At 41.1% G+C, this 19367-nt stretch carries 15 protein-coding genes and 8 tRNA genes; 7 read left to right on the forward strand and 16 right to left on the reverse strand.

What is annotated here, in order from left to right; all coding sequences use genetic code 11:
- Positions 1–176 precede the first annotated feature (176 nt).
- From FTT77_RS06265 to FTT77_RS06280, 4 genes are all read right to left on the reverse strand, one after another.
- Positions 177–1652 (reverse strand): sodium:alanine symporter family protein, encoded by a 1476-nt coding sequence (locus tag FTT77_RS06265; RefSeq protein WP_180089121.1) that lies wholly within the window; start codon positions 1650–1652, stop codon positions 177–179.
- Between the two features lie 59 nt (positions 1653–1711).
- Positions 1712–2953, reverse strand: a complete 1242-nt coding sequence (gltS, locus tag FTT77_RS06270; RefSeq protein ID WP_180109083.1) for a sodium/glutamate symporter — start codon at positions 2951–2953, stop codon at positions 1712–1714.
- A gap of 631 nt (positions 2954–3584) precedes the next feature.
- Positions 3585–4865 (reverse strand): DcaP family trimeric outer membrane transporter, encoded by a 1281-nt coding sequence (locus FTT77_RS06275; protein ID WP_180109084.1) that lies wholly within the window; start codon positions 4863–4865, stop codon positions 3585–3587.
- A 643-nt stretch (positions 4866–5508) separates the two neighbouring features.
- Positions 5509–6711: a multidrug effflux MFS transporter gene (locus FTT77_RS06280; protein ID WP_180109085.1), complete on the reverse strand. Its 1203-nt coding sequence runs from the start codon at positions 6709–6711 to the stop codon at positions 5509–5511.
- A 135-nt stretch (positions 6712–6846) separates the two neighbouring features.
- Between FTT77_RS06280 and yccS the strand changes: the two genes are divergently transcribed.
- From yccS to FTT77_RS06300, 4 genes are all read left to right on the forward strand, one after another.
- On the forward strand, positions 6847–9015 hold the full coding sequence (yccS, locus tag FTT77_RS06285; RefSeq protein WP_078191437.1) for a YccS family putative transporter: 2169 nt from the start codon (positions 6847–6849) through the stop codon (positions 9013–9015).
- Positions 9016–9100: 85 nt separating this feature from the next.
- Positions 9101–9661 (forward strand): YcxB family protein, encoded by a 561-nt coding sequence (locus FTT77_RS06290; RefSeq protein ID WP_078191438.1) that lies wholly within the window; start codon positions 9101–9103, stop codon positions 9659–9661.
- A gap of 188 nt (positions 9662–9849) precedes the next feature.
- Entirely contained in the window at positions 9850–12552 is a 2703-nt protein-coding gene (locus FTT77_RS06295; RefSeq protein WP_180109086.1) for a sulfite reductase flavoprotein subunit alpha, read from the forward strand.
- 104 nt (positions 12553–12656) lie between these two features.
- The gene (locus tag FTT77_RS06300) at positions 12657–13427 is read left to right on the forward strand and encodes a YdcF family protein (RefSeq protein ID WP_180109087.1); all 771 of its coding nucleotides are present in this window, start codon (positions 12657–12659) and stop codon (positions 13425–13427) included.
- 55 nt (positions 13428–13482) lie between these two features.
- Here FTT77_RS06300 and FTT77_RS06305 read toward each other — a convergent pair whose 3' ends face one another.
- The 11 genes from FTT77_RS06305 to FTT77_RS06355 form a co-directional block, all read right to left on the reverse strand.
- A complete protein-coding gene (locus tag FTT77_RS06305; RefSeq protein ID WP_078191441.1) occupies positions 13483–13944 on the reverse strand; it encodes a DUF2750 domain-containing protein in 462 nt (153 codons plus the stop codon).
- A gap of 97 nt (positions 13945–14041) precedes the next feature.
- A tRNA-Val gene (locus tag FTT77_RS06310) sits at positions 14042–14117 on the reverse strand.
- 99 nt (positions 14118–14216) lie between these two features.
- Positions 14217–14293: transfer RNA gene (locus tag FTT77_RS06315), tRNA-Asp, on the reverse strand.
- 43 nt (positions 14294–14336) lie between these two features.
- Positions 14337–14412, reverse strand: a tRNA-Val gene (locus FTT77_RS06320).
- A gap of 31 nt (positions 14413–14443) precedes the next feature.
- A tRNA-Asp gene (locus tag FTT77_RS06325) sits at positions 14444–14520 on the reverse strand.
- A 13-nt stretch (positions 14521–14533) separates the two neighbouring features.
- Positions 14534–14609: transfer RNA gene (locus tag FTT77_RS06330), tRNA-Val, on the reverse strand.
- A gap of 21 nt (positions 14610–14630) precedes the next feature.
- Positions 14631–14707: transfer RNA gene (locus FTT77_RS06335), tRNA-Asp, on the reverse strand.
- A gap of 47 nt (positions 14708–14754) precedes the next feature.
- Positions 14755–14831, reverse strand: a tRNA-Asp gene (locus FTT77_RS06340).
- A 29-nt stretch (positions 14832–14860) separates the two neighbouring features.
- A tRNA-Val gene (locus tag FTT77_RS06345) sits at positions 14861–14936 on the reverse strand.
- 462 nt (positions 14937–15398) lie between these two features.
- Positions 15399–15893, reverse strand: a complete 495-nt coding sequence (gene elsL / locus FTT77_RS06350) for a cell wall-recycling L,D-carboxypeptidase ElsL (protein WP_180007533.1) — start codon at positions 15891–15893, stop codon at positions 15399–15401.
- Positions 15886–16320 carry a YbaN family protein gene (locus FTT77_RS06355; protein WP_180048956.1) on the reverse strand — a complete coding sequence of 145 codons (435 nt, stop codon included), beginning with the start codon at positions 16318–16320 and terminating at the stop codon, positions 15886–15888. The genes elsL and FTT77_RS06355 overlap by 8 nt, the downstream gene beginning before the upstream one ends.
- 88 nt (positions 16321–16408) lie before the next feature.
- Here FTT77_RS06355 and FTT77_RS06360 point away from each other — a divergent pair, with 88 nt between their 5' ends.
- The 3 genes from FTT77_RS06360 (at position 16409) to dapE (ending at position 18831) form a co-directional block, all read left to right on the forward strand.
- A complete protein-coding gene (locus tag FTT77_RS06360; RefSeq protein WP_180048957.1) occupies positions 16409–17272 on the forward strand; it encodes a DUF1853 family protein in 864 nt (287 codons plus the stop codon).
- A 154-nt stretch (positions 17273–17426) separates the two neighbouring features.
- Positions 17427–17576, forward strand: coding sequence for an entericidin A/B family lipoprotein (locus tag FTT77_RS06365; RefSeq protein WP_078191053.1), 150 nt, complete (start codon positions 17427–17429; stop codon positions 17574–17576).
- 121 nt (positions 17577–17697) lie between these two features.
- Positions 17698–18831 carry a succinyl-diaminopimelate desuccinylase gene (gene dapE / locus FTT77_RS06370; RefSeq protein ID WP_180025835.1) on the forward strand — a complete coding sequence of 378 codons (1134 nt, stop codon included), beginning with the start codon at positions 17698–17700 and terminating at the stop codon, positions 18829–18831.
- Between the two features lie 68 nt (positions 18832–18899).
- On the opposite strand, the gene FTT77_RS06375 is transcribed toward dapE, so the two are convergent.
- Positions 18900–19367 (reverse strand): hypothetical protein, encoded by a 468-nt coding sequence (locus FTT77_RS06375; protein ID WP_168379297.1) that lies wholly within the window; start codon positions 19365–19367, stop codon positions 18900–18902.

The raw sequence follows: 19367 nt of genomic DNA on the forward strand, positions 1-19367 counted from the left end.
TCACTGTTATTATTCGTTAATGCCTCTGACCGATGCACATTATATTGACATACAACCTAGAAAGTCATTGGCTGTCAAAATTTCAATGTCTAGCAGAATTTCCACATCAGGATTTAAGCTCTTATCTAGCAAAAAAAGCCCCCGACAACGGAGCTTTTTAAAGTTAATTTTTGACTTTACCAAATATCGGAATTAACACGATCCTTATATTTTGGATGTTCATCCATCTTAAACACTGGCTCTTTTACACCACGTTTTAACTGTGAGGTGTAGTCTTTCATCAACATCAATAAGAATGGAGTCAGCAATAAAATTGCAAAGAGGTTAATACTCGCCATCACGCCCATGAAGAGATCCGCTAAGTTCCAAATCAGAGGCACACTCATGATTGAACCAAAGTACACCATCATGAGGACGAATACGCGGAATACAAACATGACCTTAGGATTGTTATTGATAAACTGCACATTACCTTCAGCATAAGCATAGTTACCGATTACTGAAGAATAAGCGAATAAGAACAAGATAATAGCAAGGAAGTCATCTCCCCATGCGCCAATCTGGCTTTCAAGCGCCATTTGCGTCAAAGCAACGCCTTCAAAGCCTGCATTTTCATACAAGCCAGATGCCAAAATAATGATCGCCGTACAGGTACACACGACAAATGTATCGACAAAGACACCGAGCATCTGAACTAGGCCTTGATTGACAGGGTGTTTAACATCTGATGCTGCCGCAGCGTTGGGTGCAGAGCCCATACCCGCTTCATTCGAGAATAAACCACGTTTAATCCCCTGCATCATTGCCATAGAAACCATGGCACCGAAAAAACCACCTGCCGCAGCATCAAATTCAAAGGCTTTACTGAAAATTAACTGGAAAATATCTGGGAGCATCGCAAAGTTAGCAAATGCAACATAGAAAGCAACTGCGAGATAAAGCAACGCCATAAAGGGTACAAATCTTTCTGCAACTTTGGCGATTCGTTTAATCCCGCCAAAAATAATCAGCGCAGTAATGAACACCAAGAACAAGCCCACCCAAGAGATTTCGAAACCGAAACCACCTAAGTCTAAAATGATATTGGCTTTATCCCAGCCCCACGCATGTGAGGTCGCACCTGTAATCGCATTGGCTTGCACCGCATTAAAGACAAAACCGTAAGTTGAAATCAGCGCGATGGCAAAAACCACACCCAACCACTTTTGCTTCAAGCCTTGCGTGATGTAGTACGCTGGACCACCACGAAATTGCTGATTTTGCGTATCACGCACTTTGAAGAGCTGTGCAAGTGAAGATTCCACAAATGCTGAACTCATGCCTAAAAATGCGGTAAACCACATCCAAAACACTGCACCTGGCCCACCAATTGCAATCGCAATTGCAACACCTGCGACATTACCTACGCCGACACGACTGGCCAGTCCCGTCACAAAGGCTTGGAATGGTGTAATCCCATGTTCATCATCGCCTTCTTTACGGCTAGATTTCATCACTTTAATACTATGAAAAAATAGACGAATCTGAACTGCGCCAGTGATTAAGGTATAGAAAATACCAACCGCCACTAAGAATACGACTAAGAAATCCCAAAGCGGATCATTAAAAACTTTGACCCAGCCCATGAGAGTTGCATTTAATTGTTCATCCATAATCAATACCTAAAATGCGAATACAAAAACAAAGGCTCTAATTTAGAGCCTTTGTAGAATTAAGCGAAAAATTTGAGAATTAATTGAATAACCGTCGCATTAATTAAGTCAACAAAGAATGCACCACATAGCGGTACAATTAAAAATGCCTTATGTGAAGGGCCATACATATTTGTAATCGCTTGCATATTTGCCACAGCCGTCGGCGTTGCACCCATACCAAAACCACAGTGACCTGCTGATAAAACAGCAGCATCATAGTTTTTACCCATGACACGGAAAGTCACAAAAGCAGCATACAAAGCCATCGTCAGCGTTTGTGCACCCAAAATGACTACAAGTGGGCCAGCGAGATCGGATAATTGCCATAACTTTAATGACAACAATGCCATCGCCAAATACAAAGATAGAGATGCATTACCAAATACATCGATAGCGCGGTCGAAAATTTGTACACGGAAAATACCTTCCAGTACATTTCGTAAAATTACGCCGCCAGCCAGTGCCCAAACAAATGTCGGTAATTCAAATACAGTACCTTTACTAAAACCTGTCATGAAGTCCGCAAATGCTAAACACCCTGCAAATAAACCTAATGTGGTAATTGCATTATCTGCTGTAATAAGACGAACTCGATGCGGATATTCAAACGGTACATATTCTGTTGAATTAATATCTGCTAAAGGCGTGTTATCACTTTTTTCAATTTGTTCATGAGTACGTGGCGTTGCAAGTTGATAGCGGTTAATTAATAGCTTAGCCAGTGGACCACCGATAATACCGCCAATAATCAAACCAAATGTCGCACTTGCCATACCTAAGGCTAACGCACCTTGAATGCCATGCTGAACTTCTAAAATTTCACCCCATGCACCAGCTGTACCATGACCACCTGTCAACGTAATTGAACCTGCAATCAAACCAATCAGTGGATCAATACCCAATAAAGTCGCAAGACTGATACCTACGAGGTTCTGCACCATGATGAATGAAGCAACAGCGACTATAAAGATGACCAAGCCGATTCCTCCCTCTTTTAATTTGGCAAAGTTTGCGCTTAAACCAATGGATGCAAAGAAAATCAGCATGAAACTCGTTTGTAATTCACTACTCGTTGTAATGCTATAGCCCCAAAGACTGTGCACTACTAAAGAAATAATCGCTGCAACTAAACCACCGGCAACAGGCTCTGGAATGTTATATCGGCCTAAAAAACCAATACGATTAACAAGAAACCGTCCCAACAAAAGCACAATTACCGCTGCGATTAAGGTATAAAACGCGTTAAAACTAAATTCCATATAATTTGTCCAAAATTATTTGAATATTTTTAAAGCTCTTCTATCAGCATTAGCTGCCTTTATGGTCTGAAATACAACTACATTTTGTAATTTCAAATCAATAATGCAATTCAACGACTCAAGCTAAAGAGTTTGAAAAATATTCATCATCTGATTCAAATAAGTAAGTCTGAGTTTTAAAAATCAACTCAAAATGACTAACAAATCGCTAAAAGTTTTAAATTGAGAAACAGCCTCAAATGAAGCAAATTCAATGACAGAACATTGTGTATGTCTGTACTGTTTCGCACTATTTCTGAAAAGTCGCACATTATGCAGCCTGAATAATAAAATTTCAGTACTTTTTATTACAAAAAGTTAATTTTTCTATAATTTAAAGTTATATCCAATTGTTTTTATTTAAATGCATTCGTATTTTTTATCTATATAAAATATTAAAGATTTGAACATGATGCTCATATAGGACGTGGTTCAACAACCTCTTTAACTAGCAGAACATCATTACTCAGGCGATTTAGTGAATCCATCTGCTTAGTGCTGTGGGTTAATTTGCGTTAAACGTCCTCTGTTTTAACAAAAAAAGCCTGAACTGAGTCAGGCTTTTTTGATCGATTAGAGTCGTTAGTTGAACTTAGAAGCTATATTTAGCCATTAAGCCAACGCGGTCATCGTTATAAGATTCACCCGCAAAATTTTTGCGTTTACCGTTTACATATTCCAAGCCAAGTTCAACTGGTTTTACAGGTGCGTAAATAAAGTTAATCCAAGCTTGCTGTGCTTCTTCGTTCGCATTTGAGTTAGATGCATCTTTCGCATACGCGCTGCCATCATCCGCAAATAGCGCGCCGTAAGCTAAAGTCGAACGTAGTTTTTCATTAAACTTATAAGTTGCACCCACTTGTACAGCAGTGAATTTGTTTTGCTCGATGTTGCCATCGACTACAGAGTAAGCCGAGTTAGAACCATATAAATAGTTACTGTTGCCTTCTGTATACGAAACATCACCATTCAATTTCAATTGATCAGTCACTGCATAAGATGCACCCGCTGCTACACCCCAAGCTGTTTCAGTATCATCCGCAGCTTTAGATTTGTAGTTTTCAACCAATGCACGAGCTGAAGCTGTGCCTTTACCTGCTGCAAAACCTTGAGTCACTTTGGCAGTTAAGTTTGGAAGGCGATATGTCGGATCTGCAGCAACAGTCCCTTTACTATCCCCTTCTTCCGCAGAAACAAATAATTGAGTATCTGGAGCTAATTTGTAGTTATAACGAACTTGAGGAATACGTGTAGTACCACCACCCAAGTTTGTATTGAAATCAATCATTTCTGGTGCATGACTAGATAAGAAGTTAGATGTCGTTTGACCAAATAACCAGTTGTTAAAGGTTAAGTAACCGTGACGTAAGCGAAGTCCATCATTTGAACCACTTGCATCTGCAAAGTCGACTTCAATTTTACCGCCCACTTTATTATCACCACCGACAGGTGCTGTAAAATCTAAACCAAAACGTGTGGTTTTTGCAGTTGCGCGAAGTTTATCTCGTGCTTCTTCTTTAGACGTATGTACGTTGTTGAAGTCGTTATCCGCACCTTCGATGATGTAGTTCGCATCACCACGAACAAAACCGTAAAGGCTTACATCTGCACCTGTTTTAGATTTTAAGCTTACAGCTGGAGTAGCTGGTGGCGGTGGTGGTGCAACAGGACGCGCTTTAACTTGCTGAATCTCTGTTTGTTGCTGTTGTTGAACTTGCTGCTGCGCTTTAATCAAACTTTTCAGTTCTGCAACTTCTGCACGTAATTGTTCAATTTCAGAAGTATTGCTGCCTGCATGAGCCATTGAGACCGTTGCCAAACTCATGGCAACAACAAGGGTTTTCATTGGGTGGAATACAGTTTGAGTTTTCATCCTAAGCTCTCTATTGTCCTGTCATTGTTGTATGCCCTAACTCTGGGCGCTTTGTTATTCGCCTATTTGAGCGGACAAATTTCAAGCTGCATATCCGTGCTTTAGTCGCATTAAAGCCTCAACTGCGAGCCGCCAATAACGAAATACTTGAAAGCAAAAAGCAAAAACGCTGAATCCATCACTGAAAATAGACTGAAATATTTAGTTAAAATTCAGACTTAGCCGATTCAGATGGCAAAAAAGCTCAACACCCATACCTTAAAGGTAAATATCCATACCCTATAGGTATGTCATAAAAATGATAAAATCCGACATATTACCGATAGAGACATTCACAATGTATTGATCCAGCATAAAGCACTGTGTTTAATGCAAATAATACTTATTTATCAGTTGCTCTATTTCATAAAGGTGGGACAACAGCGATCTACAGTTTCTCTTTTTATTTTCAAATGCATGATTACTTAGATATATGTTTCGAGTAAACAGCAATAGAATTCATAATGGGAAAATAGCGCCCTCATTCATCGTTATGGATGATGAACATTTATAATGAGTGACGCGGATATTTGATCAATAATACACGTACGTTGATGACCGACGTTTAAGTCAGACCTGCTAAACGTCATCACCTGCATTTAGTTCACCCCATGGCTGAAGCTTTTAAACTACGCATGGTGAACATTGCAACAACCACAAATAGCAGCATAATCAGGGCCATATTGATCAGCGCTGACCATACTAAAAAGTTCAAAAACACTCCGGCCAATAGACCACACGCAAATTGCATACTTCCCATGATTGCACTGGCTGTGCCAGCTCGTGAGCCTTGTTCAGACATCGCCAAAGCCATTGCATTTGGACCAGTGAAGCCGATTGATGCAACACATAAGAACATGCCCAACATTACAACAACGATAGATGAAAGATTAAATAATCCTGCCGCCAATAAGATCAGCACACCACACAATTGAAGTGCATTACCCAATTGCAAACGATGTCGAACCTCCAGTCGATTGGCAAGTTTCTTGTTGAGGGTCGAAAACACCATAATCCCTAAAGCATTCGCACCAAATACATAAGCAAATTGCTGTTGGCTCAGACCATAACCATCCATCAAAATGGCAGAAGAACCACTGATATAACAAAATAAAATCGCGCCAGAAAAACAGCCTGTGAGCATCGGCTTGCGGAAACTTGCATCCTGCAAAATGGCACTATATAAACCTAAGACTTGTTTCAAACTTAAGTTTAAGCGCCGCTCAACAGGTAGGGTTTCTTGAAAGAAAAAATGTACGCAGAAAAGACAAAAAATACCGACAAGCGCCAATACCGCAAATATGTATTGCCATTCAAACACCTGCAAAACCCATGCGCCTAAAGTAGGTGCAATGATTGGTGCAATTGTTGTCACGATCATCATGCTGGCAAAGGCTTGAGCAGAAGCTTGCATACTTAAGCGATCACGAATTGCAGCACGGGCAATCACTACACCGACACAGCCACCCAACGCTTGCAAAACACGAGCAGCGATCAAGCTCCATTCACTATTGGCAAAGACACATAGAAAACTGGCACAAATATATAAAACCAAACCGAAATATAGCGGTGTTTTACGCCCAATGCGGTCGCTGACTGGCCCATAAATTAACTGGCCAATCGCCAAACCCAAGAAATACGCTGGAAGACTATTGGCCACTTGTTGGGTTGTGACACCAAAATCGTCGGCCATTTGAGGCAAAGCAGGCAAATACATGTCGATTGAAAGTGGCCCCAAAGCAGTCAGCAACGCCAATAAGACGATCCAGCGTTGAGAAAATTCCTTTTGTGATTCGACGCTTTTCATAAGAATAATTCATTTATTGCAAGCAAGTTTTGCAGACAAGTTTACACTGCACATAGTATTATTTCTTGGCTTCAATGTGAAAATTCACACGATACACATTGCTTACTGCCCCATCGCTTTAGCAAAGGAAAAATTTTGAACGCCTGGCTCGCACGACTGAAACAAGCAACCTATAACACGACCTTTATGTATAACTTGCGCATGGTCATTGCCTTCGCAGGAACAGCCTTTGTCCCATATTTTTTAGATCAGCAATTGATGACCATTCCCCTCACCTTGGGTGTGGTTGCCGCAGGTCTAAGTGATATCGATGACCGCTTTTCAGTCCGCGTGCTCAATCAAATTTATACTTATATTGGGTTCTTTGTTACTGCGGTATCCATTTATCTGTTGTTCCCGCATCCGATTTTATTTGCATTGGGGCTGATCGTTTCTTGTATTGGTTGGATTCTTTTGGGTTCATTGGGTCGTCGCTATGCCACTATTTCTTATGGCTGTCTGGTGATCTCCGTGTATTCCATGCTAGGGGTCGAACTTTTTGAAAATTGGTATACACAAGCAGGTTTATTGGTCATCGGTGCGATGTGGTATGGACTGCTTTCGACTTTGAGCTTTCTACTGTTTCCTGTACGTCAAGTTCAGGACAAATTGGCGCAAAGCTATTCGTCCCTTGGTGACTTCTTATTTGCAAAATCTAACTTGTTCGATGTCGATATGACGCCGGAAAGTTATCAGCAAAGTTTGATTGAGCTATCGCTAGAAAATGGCAAATTAATTGGCATTTTCAACGATATGAAAACGGCCTTATTAACGCGTTTAAAAGGCGACCGTGGACAAAAAGATACGCGTCGTAGCCTGCAATATTATTTTGTCGCGCAAGACATTCATGAACGTGCCGATTCCGCGCATATTGATTATCAAAAATTGACCCGTATTTTTGAACATAGTGATATTTTATTTCGCTTTCAACGCGTGCTTTCGATTCAAGGTAAAGCTTGTAAAGATTTGAGTATCAGTATCTTACAGCGAAAACCTTATCATCATAATCAACGTTTTAAACATGCGTTCCACAATCTAAAATTGTCACTCGAAAAGCTGCGTGAAGAACAAAAATACGATGAAGTCTGGATCAACTCTTTATTTGCTTTATACCAAAACCTAAAAGGCATCGATGCGCAATTACGTAATGTCGAAACCGAGCGTTATATTGACCGACAAGCCCTGATTGAAAATCGTTTAAAAGATGATGATTTAAAAGGTTGGGACGACATCGTCATTCGATTCAAACAACATTTGAGCCCTGAATCGGTGCTGTTCCGTCATGCTGTGCGTTTATCGACTGTCTTATTTATTGGTTATATTTTTGTCCAAGTGACCAATATCAGTTATGGCTATTGGATTTTATTGACTGCCCTGTTTGTCAGCCAGCCAAACTTTAACGCCACCAAGCGCCGCCTCTATTTACGTATCATTGGCACCTTGGTCGGAATTATTTTAGGTTATGCGATTTTATATTTTGTTCCTTCTGTCGAAGGTCAGTTACTGCTACTCATTTTAAGTGGCGTGCTGTTTTTTGAATTACGCAGTAAGCAATATGCACAAGCCACTGCATTTATTACCATTTTGGCGCTGATCAACTTTAACTTAGATGGAATGGGTTTTGCCGCAGCTATGCCGCGTATGATTGACACGCTCATTGGTTGTGCCTTGGCATGGTTTGGTGTGAGTTTCATTTTCCCAGATTGGAAATTCCGTCGCCTGCCTCGAACCATCAGCCGTTCGATTCAAGCGCAGTGTGATTATTTGGCCGAAGTGGTTGAACAATACAAATCTGGTCGTAATAACGGGTTGAATTATCGTGTGGTCCGTCGTGCAGCCCATAATACCGATGCAGAAGTGGCTTCACTGATTTCCACTTTAGCCACCGAACCCGATACCGATCCGACTCAAAAAGCTTTGGCCTTTGAGTTTTTGTGTCTCAATCATACCTTTATTAGTTATATCGCAGCCTTAGGTGCGCATCGTGAAAAAATTCAAGATCAACAAGTCTTAACCTTATTGGATAAAGCTACGGATGACATTCAAGGTGCATTACTACGTGACGAAGTACCGGACTTAACGGCGCAAAATATGTTGCAAGAAATCCGTCAGCGTTTGTCACAAAATAGTGAGGAAGATCAAAAATCCTTAATCGTGCTACAACAGCTTTCTTTGATGTTTAACGTGTTGAACCAATTTAGCCAATTGAAACAAAATCTAAGTCATGAGCATGATCAAGCATCGACTGAACTGGCTTCGCTATAATTTGGATGATTTTGAAACAATATACTCACTGAATTGGTATAAATAATGCTAAACTTTTTACAGTTTTAAATCTGTTACTTTCACTATGACCGCAAAAAATTTATACGCCTACACGCTAGAGCCAGTGGCTTATGAAATTTCTGAAGAAGAACAACGTTATGCTCAACTTGTTCTGTCTCGCAGTAACTTCAAAATTGGCAAAAAAGCATGGCTAATTATGGGTGCAATTCTTGCACTGGCACTCTTGGGCCTCATCTTTATTAAGAACTATTCAACAGTATTTTGCTGGGTAGCTATTGTCTGTGTTGTGATTTACTTCCTTGTGCGTAAATTCGGTATCGAGTGGTATGCGAAACGCAAACTAAACGAGGTTCCTGTACAAGAAATTAAAGGCATTCGCATGGGTGTTCAGCCGCATGGGATCTCTATGCAGCAACGTATGGGCGCAAACATGGGTACGATGACTGTCGGTTGGAAAGACATTCATGAATGGTATGACACTAAAGACTTCATCCTTTTAAACTTTAAAGTGAAGGGTCAAGACGGCGCATACATCTTGCCTAAACGTATGGATAGCAAGAAGTTTCCATTTTCGACCATTCGTAAACACTTAAATGAAACTGTAGGCCCAGCTAAAGCAATTTAAGCCAAACAGACATTTATGTATAAAAAACCTCCGTTTTTTGGAGGTTTTTTTATCTGTTTAATTTTCAAATGATCATTGATAATTACAATAATGAGAATGAATATTACTTACTTTTTCCACATTCTCTACTACATCATCGTTTATAATTCGTCGCAATTCAGCAACCTTTTATCAATATTAAATCCATCATGTTTAAGAAAACCCTTTTCCAGATTCACTGGTTCTTGGGGATTAGTGCCGGCTTAATACTCTCGCTCATGGGGGTTACAGGTGCCATTTATTCCTATGAACAGCAAATACTTAAAGCAATCAATCAGGATAGCTATGTGGTTCAGGCTCAACAGCAGCCCAAACTAACCCCTGCTGAGCTTTATCAGCACTTTAGTCAGTCTGATCCTGACATGAAAATTAACAGCATCTCTATTGCCTCAGATGCTACCGCCTCAAGTACCGTGAATATTGTCAAAGAAGGTGCTCGTCGTGGCTATAACATGATGGTTAACCCCTATACAGCCGAAGTTTTACCTGAAATCAAAGGTCAAAAATTCTTCCAGTTTGTACAGCAACTACACCGTAATTTAACCGTTGGCCCTGTAGGTAAACAAATTACGGGCGCATGTACACTCATGCTAATTTATTTTGTCTTGAGTGGTTTATATCTGCGCTGGCCAAAAAGACATTCTGTAAAACAATGGCTTGCAGTTAAACCAAAGCTCAAAGGACGTAATTTCCTGTGGGATCTACATGCTGTCGTCGGCACATGGGTGATTATTTTCTATCTGATTTTGGCATGTACAGGTTTGTATTGGTCTTATGACTGGTGGCGTAATGGCATGTTTAAGGTCATGGGCGTTGAACGTCCACAGCCCCAGTTACAAGAAGGTCAAAAAACCAATGGGCACCCTACTGAACAGGCAGGTGCAAAGCAAGGTGGTGAAAAACATGCCACTGAGACAGAACAAACTCGTGGTGAACACCAAACACGTTCTGAAAGAAATCCTGCAAGGTCAGGTCCCTCAGAACACGGCGCTCAAGAAAACAAACATGGTGCTGAAGGTCGCGGAGAAAAACGTGGTCTAAAACCAGAACAAGTGAATATTGCTCTTACGCACAGTTGGAACGGCTTTAATCAAAATATTGGTCGTGAATACTCAAGTGTCACTTTTAATATTCCGAAAAAAGCCAATGGTGAATTAGAAATTAACTTTGTGGATGCCATCCCTCAACATGAGCGTGCTCGCAACAAAGCGACTTATAACTACAAAACCGATGCACTCACCGATATCGATTTATACGAAGATAAAAAGTTGAATGAAAAAATCATGACCAGCATGTTACCTGTGCATCGTGGTAGTTTCTTCGGACCGATTTATCAGTTCTTTGTGGTTATTGCATCCCTCATGATGCCGCTGTTCTTTGTCACAGGATGGATGCTCTATCTCAAACGTCGTAAACAGAAAAAACTCACACAGCAAGCCCGTCAAAGCTTAGCACCTGTTGCCATCGATCCCAATGCACAGCCTTGGTTAATTTGCTATGCATCACAAACAGGTCTGTCTGAACAATTGGCATGGCGTACAGCAACAAGCTTACAAGAGGCTCGTCAGCCTGTAACAGTGAAACCTGTTCAGCAACTTTCAGCAGATGACTTAACTCAAGCCTCTCAGGTTTTATTTGTTGCAAGTACTTATGGCACTGGCGAAGCACCTGACCTCGCTTCAAGCTTTGAACGTAAACTGATGACACAACGCCTCAATTTGAGTCATGTTCAGTTTGCCGTATTAGCTTTAGGTTCTGAAGAATATCCGGATACTTTCTGTAGCTTTGGTCATGCGATTCATCGTTGGATGCAGAGTAATGCTGCGAAGCCCCTGTTTGACACAATTGAAGTCAATAATGGCGACACCCAAGCCATTCAAGCATGGAATAGCGCTTTAGCCAAAGCGACTAAACTTGAACTTCAGCACATGCAAATTGAAAAAACTTTTGATGCATGGACATTGACCAAACGTGATTTACTCAACCCGAACAGTTTAGGTGCACCTGCATTTAATATTGAGTTAAAACCGCAACATGAAGCCAATTGGCAAGCGGGTGATATTGCAGAGATTCAACCAGGTAATAGTGCTGAACGTATTGCAAACTTCATGCAAAAGTACCAAATACAAAGTCAGCAAGTGGTTGATTCTACTCAGCAACGTATTGAAGATGCATTATGGGATCGTAACCTAAATACGGATGTTGAACCATTTGCCAACCTTGATCATTTGCTTGAACAGCTTCCACCGCTTCCAACTCGTGAATACTCCATTGCCAGTATTCCAAGTCAGCAAGTATTACGCTTAGTGGTACGTCAGCAGTCCAATGCGGATGGTGAGCTTGGTTTAGGCTCTGGTTGGTTAACACAACATGCAGCGATCAACAGCACACTACAACTGCGTATTCGTACCAATGAATCATTCCATCTGATTGCAGATAATCGTCCTGTGATTTGTATTGGTAACGGTACAGGTATTGCAGGTTTACTCAGTCTTTTACATGCACGCGTTCGTCAAGACTATACGCAAAACTGGCTGATTTTTGGTGAGCGTCAACGCGCACATGATTTCTTCTATCAAGACATCATTGAAGCATGGCAAAACACAGGCTTAGTTCAACGCATAGACCTCACCTTCTCTCGTGATCAAGCGGAGAAACGCTATGTGCATCATGAGCTACGTGACCATGCGACCTTACTAAAATCATGGGTAGAACAAGGTGCCGTGATCTACGTTTGCGGTAGTATCAACGGTATGGCAACGGACGTTGACTACGCACTGATTGATATATTAGATGAAGATGTTGTTGCTGAACTGCGTCAAGCTGGACGTTACCGTCGTGATGTTTACTAATAAGATGTTTACTCATAAATAGTCCCAACTAAAAACCAGACCTCGTGTCTGGTTTTTTTTTCGCTATACTTAGGCCAAATACGGATACTGCTTTAATTTTTTGAATGAAAAGAATACTACTGCTTTGTGTAGGCTTGCTGCTCTGTGTAGATGCCATTTGGTTGCTTACATTAGATAAAATTCATTTAGGCATCCTTTTACCCTTAGTCATTGGGTGTATTTTTCTTTTATCAGGACTATTTGCAACGCAAATCCACAATATTTTAGATCAATACCCTAAGCTCAAAAGGCTCTGGCGTGCGGCATGGTGGTTGTTTTGGCTTTGGCTATTGAGCCTTTTACTGTTTTTTGCGTATTTACACTTCAATAGCCAGCAATCCAAGCCATTTACTTCCATCCAAGCCATCATCGTTTTGGGCAGTGGCATTGAAAATGGTCAACCCTCTCCGACCTTAAAGGCGCGTCTCGATGCCGCAGCACCGTATGCCTTGAAACAGCCCAATACAATTATGATCATGACGGGTGGTTTAGGCTTTAATGAAAAAATGACCGAATCTTCTGTCATGAAACGCTATTTACTTCAACACTATGACATTTCAGCTGCACGCATATATGAAGAAAGCAGAAGTACCAGTACAGAATTCAATCTGATTAACAGTAAAATGATTTTAAAACGACATCAGATTTCGCTTGATGCCCCCATTGCGATTGCCAGTAGTGATTTTCATCTCCCACGTGCAAAAGCAATTGCACAAAAGCTAGGCTATACACAGGTGTATACCATTGCAGCGCCTACACCGCTGTACATCCGCTACAACTCTTGGCTACGTGAATATTTTGCCTTTTTGAGCGGTTTTGTACTTAACGAATATTAAAAAAAGCCCTTGTTTAATCAGTAAACAAGGGCTTTTTTATGTTGTAAATAAACCATTAATTTAAACGAATGCTACGTGGCAAAGGAATTTTAAGGTTTTCAAAAATTTCTGGGCGCTGCTGGTAGACTTGATATAAATAATTTTTAATATCTAACAGCATCTTTTCAGGTGCAACCAAAATATTTTGCCCTTCTGGGGTCAAATCTAAAGATACTGTAGTGCTCTCGCTACGTAAAAACGGAATGACTTTTTCGATAAAGTCTTTTAATGAAATTTCCTGAATTTCATAATTGGACCAATTGTCTTTAATTAATAAACGCGCTAAGCCACGATTTTGCCAAATGGCGAAGGAACGTTGACCTGTAGGTGTCGCACAAAGTGCCCAACCATCTTGATATAACGCAATCACGCCACCTTGAGCGACCATATTTTCAATAAATTGCTTATAGGTTTCTTGAGGATTGTAATTTGTAGTTTGAGTTTTAGACGCTGCCTTGCGCTGATATGGATTTCTCATAGATCACATACAATATTAAAATTATTATAGAGCGGATTCTATGTAAATCAGAAAATTTAGGCAAGCTTTTGGAGAAAGAAGTTTCTATAGAAGAATATGGTGGGCGCTGACGGGATCGAACCGCCGACATTCTGCTTGTAAGGCAGACGCTCTACCAACTGAGCTAAGCGCCCTGAGCGAAGAGTAACAAAGCGAAGCTTTGTCTGAGCGCAAGAGAAAAATCAAAGATTTTTTCTAAAGGCATTCTCTTGAACAGAGATTTTTAAGATAAATGGCGCAGCGGACGGGACTCGAACCCGCGACCCCCGGCGTGACAGGCCGGTATTCTAACCAACTGAACTACCGCTGCATCACGTAGTTTCTTTCGAAACACAACCAATATCATAAAGATATGGTGGGCGCTGACGGGATCGAACCGCCGACATTCTGCTTGTAAGGCAGACGCTCTACCAACTGAGCTAAGCGCCCTCAAAGGGTACAACAATTATATTCTTTGAAATGGCGCAGCGGACGGGACTCGAACCCGCGACCCCCGGCGTGACAGGCCGGTATTCTAACCAACTGAACTACCGCTGCATCGCAAAAAATATGGTGGGCGCTGACGGGATCGAACCGCCGACATTCTGCTTGTAAGGCAGACGCTCTACCAACTGAGCTAAGCGCCCTCAAAAGGTCTATCATGTAAATGGCGCAGCGGACGGGACTCGAACCCGCGACCCCCGGCGTGACAGGCCGGTATTCTAACCAACTGAACTACCGCTGCACTTACACAATGTCGCTATTGTGGTTCAAACGAATTAAGATTTAAAGTGGCGCAGCGGACGGGACTCGAACCCGCGACCCCCGGCGTGACAGGCCGGTATTCTAACCAACTGAACTACCGCTGCACTCTAAATATCTTAACGTTGAAAAGGTTTGGTGGGCGCTGACGGGATCGAACCGCCGACATTCTGCTTGTAAGGCAGACGCTCTACCAACTGAGCTAAGCGCCCTTTTCAAAACATGTTCATCGTTTGATGAGGTGCATTATAGAGAATCCTCACGGTCTGTCAAACGCTTTTCTAACTCTTTTCCACTTTTTCTGTTTGAGTGATTAAAAAATAAGTTATATTACGGAAAAATCAGTATTTTTGAACATTTTTTAGCTATAAACCTGTAAATTTATTACTAAAAATATGACTTATATTCTGCATCATTCACATAAAAAACAGTTTTTCAGATGGACTCATAACTAATCATTCAGCAAACCGACGATTAATTCACCACACATCCGGCATTCTAAAACAACCTAGTGTACAAAATACATTCAAACACGATTTTCTGTTGGTTTGCGAGCATTAGTCCTGACAAAAGTCCTGACAAAAAAACGCCTTTCAAACTCACTTTAATTTTTCAAATCTTTGTTTTGATGCCATGAACTTCGGTTTTCATGGCTTGTGCTTTTAACGACGTGTTCAATGTTCAGTGATGTAAACCAGCGCATTTAATGGAATCAATTGATAAAGTTCTACAACATCGCTGTTTCGCATGCGAATACAACCATGTGACATAGGTATACCCATTGGTTCAGTATCTGGTGTGCCATGAATATAAATATAACGTTGATAAGTATCACAGCCCTCACCCACATTAAAGCCGGGTTCCAAACCACTGAGCCACAATATTCGAGATAAAATCCAATCCCGCTCAGGATGTAATGCGGCAAGTTGCTCGTCGTAAACCTCACCTGTCCACTGACGTGCTTTAAAAACTGCATTTTGAGGTTGTTGTCCACCAAACTTTTCCGCAATTTGATGCCAACCACGTGGAGTCTTACCACTATTTTCTTGTTCACCAATGCCATTTTTACCCGATGAAATTAGATAAAACTTATTGAGCTTCGGCAAAGTTAAAGTTTGATCTTTCAAGTTAATCAGGATATCGGCTTGATCTTGGGTATATTCAGACATGCTCTTGCTCTTTCTGCTTATCTTTATCTACTGGTTGTGTCTGCGGCGATGTTTCAATAGTCCGTATCTGATTTGGCTCAGGTCGTGTCCATAACCAAATGCCAACGATCAACATGGTTAAGTCAGTGAATATCTTGACGGCAATCGGTGCAGAAGTAAAAAGCATAATCAGACCACTCACCAACATCATGATTGATGCGAACCATTTTGCTTTGCGGGGGACGGTGCCATTTTCGCGCCAAGCACGCAAGGTTGGCCCATATTTAGGATGATTCAACAACCACGCATCCATTTGAGGCCAACCTTTTGAAGCCGCCCATGCCGCTAATATTAAGAAGACTGTCGTGGGCATTCCCGGCAATAAAGCCCCTATAAAGCCTAAAATGACAAAGACAACCACTAAGCTTCGCCAAAACAACGTCTTCATACCGCTACCCTGAACTTTCAATTCAGGTAGTATAAGATGTTTTTAACAAATATCCGTTGTTATTCTGCATTATTCAAAAGGTTTCAATATGGCTGTAGCCCCGACAATGTCGTCTTATTTTGAGCCATGGTTGCAATTTAAACAGCCCTTAGTTCGCCAATTGGCTTTCTGTATTGCTAGCCCAAATATTCTGCAGCAAATTCCCAATGAACTCGAAATCCGCTATCCCTTTCATTTTCATCCAAACGAGCTTTGGCATAAATATTTTGAAGCCTATCTTCCCCGTTTAAAACAACTCGAACAACACCCAAGTGAATTAGTAGAATTTTTACAAAAATTAAAAAGTACTCGCCTTGGTTTACGTTTCGAAATGTTTATATGGTTTTGGCTGCTCGATCACCCATACCATCCATACCAGTTACTCGGACATAGCATTCAAAAAATTGACGGCCCTCGTACAGTTGGTGAACTGGATTTTGTTTTAAAAAATACCGAAAGTGGTAAAGTTGAACATTGGGAAGTGGCTTTAAAATATTATCTAGCCGAGCGCGATTTTCAATTACCCTATTGGTATGGCTTAAATCGTAGTGATACTTTGGCTCGTAAGCTTAATCATTTTACCCAAAAACAATTCCAATTTGATGAAGCACTTGGGCAGCAGATTCAACAGCGCTATTGCGTTTTAAAGGGCCAATTATATTTACCTATTCAGCGTACCAACGCATTGCCAAACTGGGTCAATCCTGCGCGTAGAATAGGTCAATGGGGACATGTCATTCCATCTACGAGTCAAGGCTATTATCGCCTACAACGACATGAATGGATCTGCGTGCAGCAGCAACCGACGAGTGCAACCGCACATTGGTGGACAGATGGTTTATATAAAAAAGACAGTGATGAAAGCTATTATATGTATAGACAGCCACGCTTGGTTTTGCCGCAAACAATTTAAGACTCAATGCACCATTTAGTAGAAATTTACATTTATTTACTCAACCACCGTAAAAACCACCTACTGTTTGATACGGCTATTTTTTAATCTAAATCTCACAACAGAATAATTTAGTCTTCTAAAAATTATTCTTTCATAATGGAGATTACATTCAATGAAAAAAATTTTAGCTGCATCACTTATGGTTGCTTTCGTACTGACAGGTTGTAATACAGTAAAAGGTGTTGGTAAAGACGTATCTAAAGCTGGAGATGCTGTAACCAATACTGCTGAGAAAACTTCGGAAGAAATTCGCCGCAATTAATTTCTTTCCCAAGAATTTATAAAAGAGCCCTATTTTTTTAATAGGGTTTTTTACGTCTAAATTTCCCTTCGCTTGTTGATTCGCCTATTATATTGCGACATTTTTGACTTCTGTATTTAGCATGACCTCAACAGCAACTCTTGATCTCAGCCTAGAACTACTTCGCCAACCGTCGGTGACACCGATTGACCATACCTGCCAGAACATTATGGCGGATCGTTTAGCCAAAATTGGCTTTAACATTGAAAATATGCGTTTTGATGATGTAGATAATCTTTGGGCACGTAAAGGGACTGAAGCACCAGTATTTTGCTTTGCAGGTCATACGGATGTAGTACCTACGGGTAACTTGGATGCATGGGGTTCTGACCCATTTCTTCCTGAAATTCGCGACGGAAAACTATATGGTCGTGGCAGCGCAGATATGAAAACCGCGTTGGCAGCTATGGTTGTTGCTTCCGAACGTTTTGTTGCGAAACATCCAAACCATAAAGGTTCTATTGCATTTCTCATTACCTCTGACGAAGAAGGTCCTTCGATCAATGGGACAGTCAAAGTTGTTGAAACTTTAGAAGCGCGTAATGAAAAAATGACTTGGTGTTTGGTGGGTGAACCTTCAAGCACCAACACACTTGGCGATATTGTTAAAAATGGTCGTCGTGGTTCGCTAAATGCCAATTTAACAGTTAAAGGTAAACAAGGTCACGTTGCTTACCCACATCTAGCAATCAACCCAATCCATACAGCTTCAAAAGCATTGGCTGAGCTTTGCGATACCGTGTGGGACAATGGTAACGAATACTTCCCTGCAACGTCGTTCCAAATTTCCAATATTAATGCCGGCACAGGTGCAACCAACGTTGTTCCGGGCACGATGAATTTACTGTTTAATTTCCGTTATTCAACAGAAGTAACGGCAGATGAACTCAAAGCACGTACCTTGGAAATTTTAGATCGTCATGGTGTTGAATATGACATCTCTTGGACGTTATCTGGTCTTCCATTCCTAACCCCAGTCGGTGAGTTAGTGAATGCCGCACGTGATGCCATTCGAGATGTTACTGGGACAGAAACTGAACTTTCGACCAGTGGTGGTACTTCTGATGGTCGATTCATTGCGCCTACAGGTGCACAGGTGCTTGAGCTGGGTGTTTTAAATGCCACGATTCACCAAATCAATGAACACGTCAATGTGGCAGAGTTGGAACCACTTTCTGAAATTTACGAAAAGATTTTAGAAAACCTGTTGGCTTAAATATTCCCCACATAGTCAAAAAAAGGAACTCAATGGAGTTCCTTTTTTATATCTCGTTTTTACAAATACTAAGCCGCTTGAAGCCCAATGCTGTTTTGAATATTGGCTAAATTTGGAATATGAAATACCTGATCGGCCATGCGTACATATTGGAAAATATTGGCGTCTTTCACGGTTTTTTCTTCATCAACCACTTCAGAAATACGCAGACGAATGGTTTTCGGCATTTCATTACACATCAGTGCAAAACGCTGTCCAACATCATCGCCTTCAATCACCAAAGCCACGCCCTGATTTTTTGCAGGATCATTGACCGAGAAAACAGGCAATTTCAATTCATGCCATTCAACAAAAGGAACCTTGGTTGCACTATCGAGCGCTGAAAGCACAATATTTTGTGGCAACAACATTGGCTCTTTACCATGACAATCGATGATATACGCATCGATAAAACCGGTAGAAACCGTAATGAGATGTTGCAGTTCCTGCTGATCAATTTTATCGCTGACAACCTGAGAAACAGTGTTTTGGCTCAT

Origin of the sequence: Acinetobacter sp. YH01010, assembly GCF_013420775.1 — a bacterium.
Lineage (GTDB): Bacteria > Pseudomonadota > Gammaproteobacteria > Pseudomonadales > Moraxellaceae > Acinetobacter > Acinetobacter amyesii.